At 33.0% G+C, this 14,688-nt stretch carries 10 protein-coding genes and 2 rRNA genes (1 of these 12 running past the window's edge); 11 read left to right on the forward strand and 1 reads right to left on the reverse strand.

Features of this window, described 5'->3' with window-relative positions:
* The 3 genes from BWR22_RS04330 to BWR22_RS04340 form a co-directional block, all read left to right on the forward strand.
* Positions 1-2,132, forward strand: a 23S ribosomal RNA gene (locus BWR22_RS04330) (it extends 689 nt beyond the left edge of the window).
* A gap of 130 nt (positions 2,133-2,262) precedes the next feature.
* Positions 2,263-2,370 (forward strand): 5S ribosomal RNA (gene rrf / locus BWR22_RS04335).
* 140 nt (positions 2,371-2,510) lie between these two features.
* Positions 2,511-4,949 (forward strand): helix-turn-helix domain-containing protein, encoded by a 2,439-nt coding sequence (locus BWR22_RS04340; RefSeq protein WP_076732201.1) that lies wholly within the window; start codon positions 2,511-2,513, stop codon positions 4,947-4,949.
* 51 nt (positions 4,950-5,000) lie between these two features.
* Here BWR22_RS04340 and BWR22_RS04345 read toward each other — a convergent pair whose 3' ends face one another.
* The gene (locus tag BWR22_RS04345; RefSeq protein WP_076732202.1) at positions 5,001-6,143 is read right to left on the reverse strand and encodes an acyl-CoA dehydrogenase; all 1,143 of its coding nucleotides are present in this window, start codon (positions 6,141-6,143) and stop codon (positions 5,001-5,003) included.
* A gap of 90 nt (positions 6,144-6,233) precedes the next feature.
* Between BWR22_RS04345 and BWR22_RS04350 the strand changes: the two genes are divergently transcribed.
* From BWR22_RS04350 to BWR22_RS04385, 8 genes are all read left to right on the forward strand, one after another.
* The gene (locus tag BWR22_RS04350; RefSeq protein ID WP_076732203.1) at positions 6,234-7,292 is read left to right on the forward strand and encodes an anhydro-N-acetylmuramic acid kinase; all 1,059 of its coding nucleotides are present in this window, start codon (positions 6,234-6,236) and stop codon (positions 7,290-7,292) included.
* A 151-nt stretch (positions 7,293-7,443) separates the two neighbouring features.
* Positions 7,444-8,670, forward strand: a complete 1,227-nt coding sequence (locus BWR22_RS04355; RefSeq protein WP_076732204.1) for a Glu/Leu/Phe/Val dehydrogenase dimerization domain-containing protein — start codon at positions 7,444-7,446, stop codon at positions 8,668-8,670.
* A 29-nt stretch (positions 8,671-8,699) separates the two neighbouring features.
* Entirely contained in the window at positions 8,700-10,169 is a 1,470-nt protein-coding gene (nhaB, locus tag BWR22_RS04360) for a sodium/proton antiporter NhaB (RefSeq protein ID WP_076732205.1), read from the forward strand.
* A 72-nt stretch (positions 10,170-10,241) separates the two neighbouring features.
* Positions 10,242-10,943 carry a MotA/TolQ/ExbB proton channel family protein gene (locus BWR22_RS04365; protein WP_198033392.1) on the forward strand — a complete coding sequence of 234 codons (702 nt, stop codon included), beginning with the start codon at positions 10,242-10,244 and terminating at the stop codon, positions 10,941-10,943.
* A 10-nt stretch (positions 10,944-10,953) separates the two neighbouring features.
* A complete protein-coding gene (locus tag BWR22_RS04370) occupies positions 10,954-11,346 on the forward strand; it encodes an ExbD/TolR family protein (protein WP_076732206.1) in 393 nt (130 codons plus the stop codon).
* A 1-nt stretch (position 11,347) separates the two neighbouring features.
* Positions 11,348-12,514 (forward strand): cell envelope integrity protein TolA, encoded by a 1,167-nt coding sequence (gene tolA / locus BWR22_RS04375; protein WP_076732207.1) that lies wholly within the window; start codon positions 11,348-11,350, stop codon positions 12,512-12,514.
* Position 12,515: 1 nt separating this feature from the next.
* Positions 12,516-13,412 (forward strand): energy transducer TonB, encoded by an 897-nt coding sequence (locus BWR22_RS04380; protein ID WP_076734360.1) that lies wholly within the window; start codon positions 12,516-12,518, stop codon positions 13,410-13,412.
* Between the two features lies 1 nt (position 13,413).
* Positions 13,414-14,631 carry a bifunctional folylpolyglutamate synthase/dihydrofolate synthase gene (locus BWR22_RS04385; RefSeq protein ID WP_076732208.1) on the forward strand — a complete coding sequence of 406 codons (1,218 nt, stop codon included), beginning with the start codon at positions 13,414-13,416 and terminating at the stop codon, positions 14,629-14,631.
* The last annotated feature ends 57 nt before the right edge of the window (positions 14,632-14,688 follow it).

Genomic DNA, 14,688 nt, shown 5'->3' on the forward strand with positions numbered 1-14,688 from the left:
GGTAGACGCGAAACCGTGTGATCTACCCATGGGCAGGTTGAAGCTGTAGTAACATACAGTGGAGGACCGAACCGGTTGACGTTGAAAAGTCTTCGGATGACCTGTGGGTAGGGGTGAAAGGCCAATCAAACTCGGAAATAGCTCGTACTCCCCGAAATGCATTTAGGTGCAGCGTTGATTTATAGTTTTATAGAGGTAGAGCTACTGATTGGATGCGGGGGCTTCACCGCCTACCAATTCCTGACAAACTCCGAATGCTATAAAATGTTAATCAGCAGTGAGGGCATGGGTGCTAAGGTCCATGTCCGAGAGGGAAAGAACCCAGACCATCAGCTAAGGTCCCCAAATATATGTTAAGTTGAATAAACGAGGTTGAACTGCTTTGACAGCTAGGATGTTGGCTTGGAAGCAGCCATTCATTTAAAGAGTGCGTAACAGCTCACTAGTCGAGCGGTTCGGCATGGATAATAATCGGGCATAAACATATTACCGAAGCTATGGACTTGTAAAAGTGGTAGGGGAGCATTGTAGTGGCGTTGAAGGTGTGCTGTGAGGCATGCTGGAGTAGCTACAAAAGAAAATGTAGGCATAAGTAACGATAATGCGGGCGAGAAACCCGCACTCCGAAAGACTAAGGTTTCCTCAGCTATGCTAATCAGCTGAGGGTTAGTCGGGACCTAACGCGAACCCGAAAGGGGTAGTGGATGGACAACAGGTTAATATTCCTGTACCTGCTCATATTAAAAGTGACGGAGGCGAATAGTTAGTGCGCACAGACGGAATTGTGCGTTGAAGAGAGTGGTAACACCTCGATAGTACACTAAGACTACGGTCGCGGTGATAATCTAGCGAATCGACTTCCAAGAAAAGCGAATGAAGCAGCCCGTACCCTAAACCGACACAGGTAGTTGGGATGAGAATTCTAAGGAGCTCGAGAGATTCATGGCTAAGGAACTAGGCAAAATAGACCTGTAACTTCGGGAGAAAGGTCGCCATCCTTCGGGATGGCCACAGTGAAAAGGTCCAGGCGACTGTTTATCAAAAACACAGGGCTATGCTAAATTGAAAGATGACGTATATGGCCTGACACCTGCCCGGTGCTGGAAGGTTAAGTGGAGTTGTTAGCTTCGGCGAAGCAATCAAATGAAGCCCCAGTAAACGGCGGCCGTAACTATAACGGTCCTAAGGTAGCGAAATTCCTTGTCGGGTAAGTTCCGACCTGCACGAATGGTGCAACGATCTGGACACTGTCTCAGCCATGAGCTCGGTGAAATTGTAGTATCGGTGAAGATGCCGATTACCCGCTGTGGGACGAAAAGACCCCGTGAACCTTTACTATAGTTTAGTATTGGCTTTGGATAAGTAATGTGTAGGATAGGTGGGAGACTTTGAAGCAGCATCGCTAGGTGTTGTGGAGTCATTGTTGAAATACCACCCTTTGCTTATCTAGAGTCTAACCCACAAAGTGGGAACAGTGCTTGATGGGTAGTTTGACTGGGGTGGTCGCCTCCAAAAGAGTAACGGAGGCTTCTAAAGGTTCCCTCAGCACGCTTGGTAACCGTGCGTAGAGTGCAATGGCATAAGGGAGCTTGACTGAGAGACCTACAAGTCGATCAGGTACGAAAGTAGAGCATAGTGATCCGGTGGTTCCGCATGGAAGGGCCATCGCTCAAAGGATAAAAGGTACTCCGGGGATAACAGGCTGATCTCCCCCAAGAGCTCACATCGACGGGGGGGTTTGGCACCTCGATGTCGGCTCGTCACATCCTGGGGCTGGAGAAGGTCCCAAGGGTTGGGCTGTTCGCCCATTAAAGTGGCACGCGAGCTGGGTTCAGAACGTCGTGAGACAGTTCGGTCTCTATCTACAGTGGGCGTTAGAAATTTGAGTGGATCTGACTCTAGTACGAGAGGACCGAGTTGGACTAACCTCTGGTGTATCTGTTGTTCCGCCAGGAGCACTGCAGAGTAGCTACGTTGGGAAGGGATAAGCGCTGAAAGCATATAAGCGCGAAACCCACCACAAGATGAGATTTCTTTAAAGGGTCGTGGGAGATTACCACGTTGATAGGTCATAGGTGTAAAGGCAGTAATGTCATAGCCGAGTGATACTAATAACCCATAGGCTTATTGTACGCCTGTTTTTTTACTAAGTACTATATATTATTTATTTTCAAGTTGATACACATTTTAAGTGTACTTTTTTCAATATGTTATTTTATACGGTTAAGTAGTTGATAAAATCACTACATACACCGAAAGATTTAAGGTGATTATTGCGATAGGGCTCACCTCTTACCATTCCGAACAGAGAAGTTAAGCCTATTTGCGCCGATGGTACTACATTTGTGGGAGAGTAGGTCGTCGCCTTTTTTAGAAAGTCCTAAACATTTATTTGTTTAGGACTTTTTTTGTTTAAAATTTTTTGAATTATGTAAGGTATTATTTTCTAATTCATACATTATAAAAAAACATTTTAATTATCTTCAAGTATTGTAATTAAAAACTAATAAATGTCCACAAATAGGGAACTTGATTTAGCTTGGGATTTTGTTAATAGAACAGAAAGGAATGTTTTTTTAACAGGTAAAGCTGGAACAGGAAAAACTACATTTTTACATAAATTAAAAAAGGAATCATTAAAAAGAATGGTAGTTGTCGCTCCAACAGGTGTTGCTGCAATTAATGCAAAAGGTGTTACCATACATTCTTTTTTTCAAATGCCTTTTGGACCTATATTGCCAAATAAAAATTTAATAAATTCTGATGGTTTTAATAGGAAATTCTCAAAAACTAAAATTAACATTATTAAATCCATGGATTTGTTAGTGATTGATGAAATTAGTATGGTGAGGGCGGATTTACTTGATGGAATAGATAAAACACTAAGACGTTTTAGAAAGAAAGATAAAGTTTTTGGTGGAGTACAATTATTAATGATTGGTGATTTACAGCAATTGTCACCTGTTGTTAAAGAGGATGAGTGGTATATATTAAAACCTTTTTATAGTAATGCATTTTTTTTTAGTAGTTTGGCGTATAAAGAATGTAATGCTATAATTGTTGAGTTAAATCATATATATAGACAAGATAATCCTAAGTTTATAGATATTTTAAATCAAATACGAACAAATAGTTTAACTGAAGTTTCGGCTAATGAACTAAATAAAAGATATAAACCAAATTTTCAACCACATGATGAAGATGGTTATATTTCTTTAACAACTCATAATAGTAAAGCTGAAAATATAAATATTTCAGAATTAAATAATTTAGAAGGAAAGCTTGTTACGTATAATGCACGTGTGGAAGGAAAATTTCCAAATTTTTTATATCCAAATAAAGAAGAATTAAAATTAAAAGTTGGTTCTCAAGTAATGTTTATAAAAAATGATAGTTCGGTAGAAAAACGATATTTTAATGGTAAAATTGGAAAAGTAATTTTATTAGATAAAGATGAAGTTATTGTAAAATGTCCTGATGATGATTTTAATATTGTTACAACTCCAGAAGTATGGGATAATATAAATTATACCGTTGATAAAGATACAAAAGCTATAAAAGAAAGTAAAATAGGCTCTTATACACAAATGCCTCTACGGTTGGCTTGGTCAATAACTATACATAAAAGCCAAGGTTTAACTTTTGAGAAAGCTATAATTGATGCAGAAGGAGCATTTGCACATGGGCAAACTTATGTTGCTTTAAGTCGTTGTAAGAGTTTGGAAGGTTTAGTTTTAAAAAGTAAAATTTATTCAAATCAGATAATTAGTGATAGTAATGTAACTTCATTTAATAGATATGCAGAAAATAATCAACCAAATGATAATATATTACTAGAATCGAAAGTAGAATTTCAACTTAATTTAATTTCTGAAATTTTTGATTTTTATAATTTTTTATATCCTCTAAATCGTGTTTTAGATATTTTTTACAAGAATAGAGGTAGTATTCAAGGCAATATTGAATCACCTCTAATTTTAATTAAAGACTGTATAACAAATTTATTAAAAGTAGCAAATGCTTTTAAAGCTCAACTTTTAGATTTGTCTAAAGTTAAATTAATTCCAGAATCAAATATAGAAATACAAAATAGGTTTAAAAAAGCATTAGATTATTATTATAGTCAACTTGATAATAATATAGTTGACCCATTTAAAACTTTTAGTTTTTCAACAGATAATAAAGCTTTGGAAAAAGAATTAGTAAAAAACTTAGATGTTTTTGAAGAATTACTAGCAATAAAGCAATTATATTTTAAAGGTTTAACAAGTGGCTTCAATATAAAATTATATTTAGAGCTAAGAGCTAAGTCTGTGTTTTTAGCTAAAGATGCTCCAAAAAAAGCAAGAAAGACTGTTATAGATGGAACAACAAATCTTGAATTATTTGAATTACTCCGAGAGTTAAGAAACTCAATAGCTAATGAAAACGATTTAATTCATTACCAGATTTTTACTCAAAAATCTTTATATGAGATGTGCGAAACTTTGCCAACAAATAAAGCAGGATTATTGAAAATAAATGGTTTTGGTAAAACAAGAGTTGATAAATATGGAACCGAAATAATTAGAGTTATACGTGATTATTGTGATGAAAACGATATTGAAACCTCTCCAAACAGTGAAATATTTACCACACCTAAGCCTAAAAAGAAAGTAGGAAGTACTAAATCAATTTCACTAAAATTATTTAAATCAGGAAAATCTATTGAGCAAATTGCCATGGAAAGAGATTTGAATATAAATACAATTACTGGACATTTAGCTAGTTTTATAAGTACAGGTGAGATAAAAATTTTAGACTTAATTAGTGAAAAACATTATAACGAGTTAATAAAAATTATACCAAAACAAAAATTTGAAAATCTCTCAGATTTAAAACATCAAATAGATAATAAATATACTTATGGCGAACTGCGTTTGGTTTTAGATGAGTTATCTAAAAAATAAAAAAGCTCCGAAAATTATTTCCGAAGCTTTTTTTAGTATAATTCTTTAAAATTAAGACTTAATTACACCTCTTGAAATAACTATTTTTTGAATTTCAGAAGTTCCCTCATAAATTTGAGTGATTTTTGCATCACGCATTAAACGTTCTACATGATATTCTTTTACAAAACCATTACCTCCATGAATTTGTACGGCCTCAACAGTTTGTTCCATTGCAACTTTAGAAGCATATAATTTAGCCATGGCGCTAGACATATCGTAATTATTACCTTGATCTTTATCCCAAGCAGATTTCATTACCAACATACGTGCAGCTTCAATTTCTGTATGCATATCTGCTAATTTAAAAGCAATTGCTTGATGATTACAAATTTCTGTTCCAAATGCTTTACGTTCTTTAGAATATTTTAAAGCTAATTCATAAGCACCTTGGGCTATACCTAAAGCTTGAGAAGCAATACCAATACGCCCACCAGATAAAGTTTTCATAGCAAATTTAAAGCCAAATCCATCTTCACCAATTCTATTTTCTTTAGGTACTTTTACGTCGTTAAATTGTAAAGTATGTGTATCGCTACCTCTAATACCTAATTTATCTTCTTTTGGCCCAACATCAAATCCAGGAGTGCCTCTTTCAACTATAAAAGCATTAATACCTTTATGACCTTTTTCTTTATCTGTTTGTGCAATTACTAAATAAACATCTGCTCTTCCTCCACTGGTAATCCAGTTTTTTGTTCCGTTAATTAAATAATGATCCCCCTTATCTTCTGCAGTTGTTTTTTGAGAAGTTGCATCACTTCCTGCTTCAGGTTCACTTAAGCAAAATGCACCAACAAATTCACCAGTAGCTAATTTGGTTAAATATTTTTGTTTCTGTTCTTCATTCCCATAAGCCTCTAATCCATAACAAACAAGAGAGTTATTTACAGAAACAATAACAGAAGCAGAAGCATCAATCTTAGAAAGTTCTTCCATAATAAGAACATAAGACGTCGCATCCATACCACTTCCGCCGTATTTAGGATCTACCATAATTCCCATAAAACCTAAATCTCCCATTTTTTTTACTAATTCTTGAGGGAATTCTTGTTTGTTGTCACGTTCTATAACGCCAGGTAGTAATTCGGTTTGAGCAAAGTCACGAGCAGCATCGCGAATCATTATATGTTCTTCGGTTAAGCTAAAATCCATATTTATAGTATTGTTAATTTGATAAAATAAGTGTGCAAATATAACTTTTTATTAGCTTTTTTTCAACAGATATTTCTATTTTTACTTAATATGATAAAAAACAACTACAGAGTTATTGGAGTCATGTCTGGAACATCTTTAGACGGTATAGATTTGGCTCTTATTAATTTCAATTTTAATAAAGATTGGAGCTTTAATATACTTAAAGCAGAAACTATTAATTATACACAGGAGTGGTATAAAAAACTGAAACTATTAGTTAATTTTTCTAAAGAAGATTTAATGGATGTAGATAATGAGTATTCTATATATTTAGCTAAGGTTATTCAAAACTTTATATTAGATAATAATATAGAAAATATTGATGCAATTTGTTCTCATGGGCATACTGCTTTACATAAACCAGAAGAAGGTGTAACCTATCAAATAGGTAATTTACCAATTTTAGAAAAAAAAATAAATAAAACTGTAGTCTGCAATTTTAGAGTTCAAGATGTTGCTTTAGGTGGACAAGGAGCTCCTTTAGTTCCAATAGGAGATCAATTATTATTTTCAAAATACGAATATTGTGTTAACCTAGGAGGTTTTGCAAATCTATCTTCAGAAATTGATGGAAAAAGAATAGCTTTCGATATTTGTCCAGTAAATATTGTACTTAATAAATATGTTTCAAAATTAGGTTTAGCTTATGATGATAAAGGAAATATTTCCAAAAAAGGCATAATAAACCATGACTTATTAAATAAATTAAATAATCTTCAATTTTATAAAGATGATTATCCTAAATCTTTGGGTTTAGAATGGGTAAATAGTAATGTTTTTCCGCTTATAGATGCTTATAATTTATCAATAGAAGATGTATTAAGAACATTTGTAGAACACATAGCAATTCAAATAAGTAAAGTTTTAGTAAAAAACAAATCGGTTTTAGTTACAGGAGGAGGAGTTTTTAATTCTTTTTTAATGTCTCGAATAGAGAGTTTATGTAATAATTCAATTCAAATTCCTGAAAAACAAATTGTAGAATATAAAGAAGCATTAATTTTTGGTTTTTTAGGAGTACTTAAACTTAGAAACGAAAACAACTGTTTAGCCAGTGTAACAGGAGCTAAAGTTAATCATTCTTCAGGTGTAATATTTCAATCATAAAAAAAATTAAATTTTTACTTTATGCACCTTTAGTTTTTTATATTTGTTAAACTAATCAAAACAGTATTTAAATGAATCAACTTTAGCTACGTTTCAATTATATTTTCAGACTTAAAATTAATATAACTTGATAACGTTTCAATAGACTAAAATGAAAGAATTACTAAAAAAATACGAAAATAAAGAACCAGAAATAATCTTTAATTGGAAAGATGCCGAAACCGAAGCCGAAGGCTGGACAGTAATAAACTCTCTTAGAGGAGGAGCTGCTGGAGGAGGAACAAGAATGCGTAAAGGCCTAGATATGAACGAGGTTTTATCTTTAGCTAAAACCATGGAAGTAAAGTTTACCGTTTCTGGACCAGCAATTGGTGGTGCAAAATCCGGTATAAATTTCGATCCTAACGATCCTAGAAAAAAAGGTGTTTTAGAGCGTTGGTACAAAGCTGTATCACCATTACTTAAAAGTTATTATGGTACTGGTGGCGATTTAAATGTAGACGAAATACATGAAGTAATCCCAATTACAGAAGAATCTGGTGTTTGGCATCCACAAGAAGGTGTTTTTAACGGGCACTTTAAGCCAACCGAAGCAGATAAGATTAATAGAATAGGACAATTACGTCAAGGTGTTATTAAAGTAATAGAAAACCCAGGTTTTTCTCCAGATGTAGCTAGAAAATATACTGTTGCAGATATGATTACAGGTTATGGAGTTGCCGAAGCAGTTAAACATTATTACGAAATTTATGGAGGAAGCGTTGTTGGAAAACGTGCCGTTGTTCAAGGTTTTGGTAATGTAGGTTCTGCTGCTGCATATTATTTAGCACAAATGGGAGCCAAGGTAGTTGGAATTATAGATATTTCTGGTGGTGTAATAAATGAAGAAGGTTTCTCTTTCGATGAAATTACTAACTTCTTTTTAAATAAAAATGGTAACACTTTACTGGCAGACAATATGATTCCGTTCGAAGAAATGAACGAACGTGTATGGTCACTTCAAACAGAAATTTTTGCACCTTGTGCTGCTTCAAGATTAATTACACAAGATCAAATAAATCAATTAATAAATACAGGATTAGAAGTCATTTCTTGTGGTGCAAATGTACCATTTGCAGATAAAGAAATTTTCTTTGGTAGTATTATGGAACACACAGATGAGAAAGTAAGTTTAATTCCAGACTTTATTTCAAACTGTGGTATGGCAAGAGTTTTTGCTTACTTTATGGAGCGTAAAGTACAAATGACAGATGAAGCTATTTTTAACGATACTTCAGAAATTATTAAAAAAGCATTGCAAAACACTTATGATAAAAACCCAAGCAAAACCGAAATTAGTAAAACAGCTTTCGAGATTGCATTAACTCAATTAGTTTAATTCAATTTAAAACTTAATACTTTAAAATTATGATAAATCAATTTTTAGGAAACAGTCCTAAATGGTTCAAATTCACAATGATTGCTTTTTTAATCATTAATATACCTTTATTCTATATAAATCCTACAGTATGTGCATGGTTATTTATTGGTGAATTTATTTTCTGTTTAGCAATGGCTCTAAAATGCTATCCATTACAATCAGGAGGATTACTTGCAATAGAAGCTTTAGCCTTAGGGCTTACAACTCCAGAAAATGCTTATCATGAGGTAGATGCTAACCTAGAAGTTATACTACTTTTAGTATTTATGGTTGCAGGTATTTATTTTATGAAACCTTTATTAATGTACATATTTAGTAAAGTTTTTACAAAAATTAAATCCAAATTAACGCTTTCGGTTTTATTTGTAGTTTTAGCAGCAGTACTTTCTGCTTTCTTAGACGCATTAACAGTAACAGCTGTATTAATTAGTGTAACAGTAGGTTTTTATGGCGTATACCATAAAATACACTCTAGTGCTAATGCAGATTATGACGATGATAATATTTTAGATAGAAAAGAATTAAGTGGCGAAACATTCGAACAATTTAAAAGTTTTTTAAGAAGTTTAATAATGCATGGTGTTGTAGGTACAGCTTTAGGAGGCGTTTGTACTTTAGTAGGAGAACCACAAAATTTATTAATTGGAGAACGTTTAGGATGGGATTTTGTTCAGTTTTTCTTAAAAATGGCACCAATAACAATACCAGTATTATTTGCAGGAATTATAACCACTATAATTTTAGAGAAAACTAAAATATTTGGTTACGGAGAAAAACTACCAGAAGTAGCACGTAGAATAATAGAAAATTATACAGAAGAAGAAGATAAAAAAAGAACACCAGCTCAAAAATACGGCTTAATAGTTCAAGGAGTTTCTGCGTTATTATTAATAGCAGGTTTAGCATTACACATTGCTCCAGTAGGATTTATTGGTTTAGCATTAATTATTGTTCAAACTGCATTTATGGGTATTACAGATGAGCATTCTTTAGGTAAAGCATTCGAAGAAGCATTACCATTTACAGGATTACTAGTAGTATTTTTTGTAATAGTAGCCATGATCCACGATCAACATTTATTTCAACCAATTATAGAATGGGCACTTTCTAAAGATCCAGCACAGCAACCAGCTATTTTTTATGCAGCAAACGGATTATTGTCTATGATTAGTGATAACGTATTTGTAGCAACGGTATATATTGGAGAAGTTCAAAATGCATTTTTGGCAGGAGATATAACAAGATTACAATTTGAACATTTAGCAGTAGCAATTAATACAGGTACAAACTTACCTAGTGTGGCAACACCTAATGGTCAAGCAGCATTTTTATTTTTACTAACATCATCAATAGCACCATTAATCAATTTATCTTATGGAAAAATGGCTAAAATGGCATTTCCATATACAATTGTTTTAGGTATTATGGGATTATTAGGAGTTATTTACATGCTATAGTTTTAAAAAACTTCTAAAAAAGATATATTAAATTATAAAAAAACACGTTATACAGTTATCTAAATCAAGAATATGTTAAATACAATATTACAAGAAACAGTTCAAAATACCGAAGGATTAACCGATGGTGAAACTACAGAAAAAACACTGTCAATAATAGAGTTAATTACAACAGGAGGAACAGCAGGAATAATTATAATAGTAATATTATTTGTACTTTTTGTAGCTGCTATTTACATTTATTTTGAAAGACTTTTAGCCATAAAAGAAGCTTCAAAAGTAGACGCTAATTTTATGAATCAAATTAAAGACTATGTAAGCGATGGTAAAATGGATTCTGCTCAAAACCTTTGTTTACAAGCAAATTCACCAGTTTCAAGATTAATAAGTAAAGGTGTTTCTAGAATAGGTAAACCATTAGACGATATTAATAAAGCAATAGAAAACGCTGGTAGATTAGAAATTTATAGCCTTGAAAAAAATGTAAGTGTTTTAGCAACAATTTCTGGTGCAGCACCAATGATTGGGTTTCTTGGAACAGTTATTGGAATGATTCTTTCAATATTCGAAATTGCAAACTCAGGAGGTTCAATAGATATTAAAACATTAGCAGATGGTTTATATACAGCCATGACAACAACCGTAGGAGGATTAATTGTTGGTATTGTTGCATATATAGCCTATAATCATTTAGTAGTAAAAACAGATAAAGTGGTTTATAAAATGGAAGCAAATTCATTAGAATTCTTAGACCTTTTAAACGAACCTATTTAATCTTTAATTTATGAATTTACGCGGAAGAAATAAAGTAACACCAGAATTCAATATGTCTTCTATGACGGATATTGTATTCCTTTTACTTATCTTTTTTATGATTGCTTCAACGCTTGTTTCAGCCGAAGCCATAGATTTATTATTGCCAAAATCAACCAGTAAAACAACACAAACAAAAAGCATATCTGTAAGTGTAGATAAAAACACAAACTATTATATAGATATGCAACAAGTGTCTAAAGAAACATTAGAATCAGAACTAATATCTAAACTAGGAGGTGTAGAATCGCCGACAATTACTATACGTTCAGATCAAGATGTAGAAATGAAACACGTTGTATATATTATGGATATTGCAAATAGAAACAAAATTAAATCAACCTTAGCAGTAAAAGCACAATAGTTTGAAATACCTACAAACAAAACACGAACAAAATTCTGCTAAAATCACAACTTTAATAGTTGTGATTGTTCTGTTATTATGCTTTGTTGTAGGCCAAGAATATCAAGAATTGCCAGAAGAATACGGTGTGGCAATAAATTTTGGAGATGCAAGTTTACTAAATGAAAATACACCATCAAATGCATCAGAAAAAGCACCAGAAGCAGACGAGGTTTTAGAAGAAGAAACACTTGAAGAAGAAGTTACCGAGGAGGTTTTAAAAGAAGAAACCATCGAGGAAGAGGAAATAAATGAAGAAGCCGAAGCCGAAGCTGAAAAACAAAAATTAGAAGAAGAAGCACAACAAGAAGCTGAGAGAATAGCAGCCGAAGAAGCGGCAAAAGCTGCTGAAGCAGAAAAAGCAGCCGAGGCAGAAAAACTTTTAGCACAACAAGAAGCTGAAGCTTTAAGAATAAAAAATGAAAAATTAGCTAAAGAGGCTAAAGAGGCTAAAGAAGCAAAGGCAAAAGCAGCAAAAGAAGCCGCAGATAAAAAAGCAGCAGAAGCAAAAGCTAAAGCAGAAAAATTAGCAAAAGAAGCCGAAGCAAAAAAAATAGCAGAAGCAAAAGCAGCAAAAGCTAAAGCAGACGCAGAAGCTAAAGCTGCAAAGGCTAAAGCTGACGCAGAAGCAAAAGCTAAAGCAGCAAAGGCTAAAGCAGATGCCGAAGCAAAAGCTGCAAAAGCAGAAGCGGATAGAAGAGCCGCAAAAGCAGCAGCCGATGCAAAAGCAGCCGCCGCAGCTAAAGCCGCAGCAAGTAAAAGTGGTGGTAATGAAACCGTATCATTTAAGTTAATTGAAAATTCACCAATTTATCCAGGATGCGAATCAGGTAATAATGCTACCAGAAAAAAATGCATGAACGATAAAATAAACCAATTTATAGCTAAGAATTTTAATAGAATATTAATATCAGATTTAGGTTTAGAGGGTAAACAAGAAATATATATTCGTTTCACAATAAATGAATCTGGAAATATTGTAGGAATTAGAGCAAAAGGTCCACACTCTAAATTAGAGGATGAAGCTAAACGTGTAACAAAGTTATTGCCAAGAATGAAACCAGGAATGCAACAAGGTAGACCGGTATCAGTATCATTTAATTTACCACTTAGCGTAAATGCAAAATAAAATGAAATATTTACAAACAAAACACGAACAAAACTCAGCTAAAATAACAACATTAATAGTCGTTATTTTAATTTTGTTATGTTTTGTAGTTGGTCAAAGTTATCAAGATCCACCAGAAGAATATGGTGTTGCGGTAAACTTTGGTAATTCAGCCGTTGGTAGTGGAAATGTTCAACCAGATAAACCTGTAAAATCCGAAGATGTAAATATTAATAAGCAGCCTAACGAAACACAATCAGAACCTAATATATCCGAAGAAAAAACCGAAGACACCAAAGAATCTGCATCAGAAGAAGTTAAAGAAAATCTGTTAACACAAGACTCTCAAGAAGCTATAGCAATAAAAAAGGCAAAAGAGGTAGCAAAGGCTAAAGCACAAGCAGAAGCTAAAGCTAAGGAAGAAGCTGCTAAAAAGGCAAAAGCAAAAGCAGATGCCGAAGCAAAAAAGAAAGCAGAAGAAGCTAAGAAAAAAGCAGAAATCGATGCATTAATGGGCGGAATTAATAATTCAGATGGAAAATCAAGTGGAAGCGAAGGGAATGATAATCAAGCAGGAGATAAAGGACAATTAGATGGTAATCCATACGCACCAAGTTATTTTGGCGGAGGGAAAGGAAATGGTGGAGTCGGTTCAGGTCTTGGAGGCAGAGGGCAAGGTAAATTTGTAAAAATTGTTCAAAACTGTAATGAAGAAGGATTAGTTATAGTTAGAGTCGAAGTAGATAGAAGTGGAAGAGTTGTAAAAGCAGAACCAGGAGAAAAAGGAACAGAAAATTCAGCACCTTGCTTGTATGAAGCTGCAAAAAAAATAGCAGAATCAGGTAAATGGCCTGCAGATTCTAAAGCACCTACTAGACAAATAGGCTTTGTAAGTATAGATTTCAAATTAGGACAATAAAATGAATTATCACGATACAGTAAATTGGATGTTCTCTCAACTTCCAATGTATCAAAACCAAGGCAAAAGTGCTTATAAAGTAGATTTAGCAAATACTCTTCTTTTAGCTAATCACTTAGAAAACCCTGAGAATAAATTTAAAAGTATTCATGTAGCTGGAACTAACGGAAAAGGTTCTACAAGTCATATGTTAGCTTCTGTTCTTCAAGAGGCGGGTTATAAAGTTGGTTTATATACGTCACCACATTTAAAAGATTATAGAGAGCGAATTAAAATCAATGGAAAAGAAATAAGTAAACAATTTGTAATTCAATTTGTAAAACGTAATAAGTCTTTTTTTCAATTAAATGCACTATCTTTTTTTGAAATGACTGTTGGGCTGGCTTTCGAATATTTTGCAAAACAAAAAGTTGATATTGCAATAATCGAAGTTGGATTAGGTGGCCGTTTAGATTCTACAAATATAATAACACCAGAAGTTTCCATAATTACAAATATAGGTTTAGATCATACACAGTTTTTAGGCAATACTTTACAAGAAATTGCTAAAGAAAAGGCAGGTATTATCAAATCAAATATTCCTGTAGTAATTGGAGAAACTCAAAAAGAAACAGAAGCAGTATTTCTAGAAGTTGCTCAAAATAATAAAGCCAAAATTATATTTGCAGATCAAAGTAAAATTCATGCTTATAAAAGCGATTTAAAAGGCAAGTATCAAGATAAAAACATAAAAACAGTCACTCAAGTTATAAAAGAAATTCAGTTAAAAGGGTTTAATGTCTCAAAAGAAAACATAGAAAAAGGACTTTTAAATGTTGTTAAAAACACAGGCCTCCTTGGAAGATGGCAAATACTACAAAAGTCACCAAAAGTAATTTGCGACACAGCACATAATAGAGAAGGGCTAAAAATAGTAATGAGTCAACTTCAAAATGAAATTTTTGATAACTTACATATTGTTTTTGGAGTTGTAAATGATAAAGATTTAAACACAATTATAGATCTTTTACCAAAAAATGCAAATTATTATTTATGCAAACCAAATATTCCAAGAGGATTAAGCGAAAAAAAATTAGAAGCATGTTTTAAAAACAAAAACTTAACTTGTAAATCATATAATTCTGTAAATGAAGCATATAAAACAGCAATAGATAAAGCTAAAGATAAAGATGTAGTATACGTTGGAGGAAGTACTTTTGTAGTTTCTGAAATTATTTGAAAATTTTTTTAAAAAAACTTTTGTGTATTCAAAATCTCGTGTATATTTGCACACCGA

The organism is Lacinutrix venerupis (genome assembly GCF_001971745.1).
GTDB classification, from domain to species: Bacteria; Bacteroidota; Bacteroidia; order Flavobacteriales; family Flavobacteriaceae; genus Lacinutrix; species Lacinutrix venerupis.

What these genes read in the sequence shown, in the direction of transcription:
- BWR22_RS04385 (WP_076732208.1), top strand. Translation starts at nt 13,414, where the DNA reads ATGAATTATCACGATACAGTAAATTGGATGTTCTCTCAACTTCCAATG.
- BWR22_RS04345 (WP_076732202.1), bottom strand. Translation starts at nt 6,143, where the DNA reads ATGGATTTTAGCTTAACCGAAGAACATATAATGATTCGCGATGCTGCT.
- BWR22_RS04365 (WP_198033392.1), top strand. Translation starts at nt 10,242, where the DNA reads ATGTTAAATACAATATTACAAGAAACAGTTCAAAATACCGAAGGATTA.
- BWR22_RS04370 (WP_076732206.1), top strand. Translation starts at nt 10,954, where the DNA reads ATGAATTTACGCGGAAGAAATAAAGTAACACCAGAATTCAATATGTCT.
- BWR22_RS04355 (WP_076732204.1), top strand. Translation starts at nt 7,444, where the DNA reads ATGAAAGAATTACTAAAAAAATACGAAAATAAAGAACCAGAAATAATC.
- BWR22_RS04350 (WP_076732203.1), top strand. Translation starts at nt 6,234, where the DNA reads ATGATAAAAAACAACTACAGAGTTATTGGAGTCATGTCTGGAACATCT.
- nhaB (WP_076732205.1), top strand. Translation starts at nt 8,700, where the DNA reads ATGATAAATCAATTTTTAGGAAACAGTCCTAAATGGTTCAAATTCACA.
- BWR22_RS04340 (WP_076732201.1), top strand. Translation starts at nt 2,511, where the DNA reads ATGTCCACAAATAGGGAACTTGATTTAGCTTGGGATTTTGTTAATAGA.
- BWR22_RS04380 (WP_076734360.1), top strand. Translation starts at nt 12,516, where the DNA reads ATGAAATATTTACAAACAAAACACGAACAAAACTCAGCTAAAATAACA.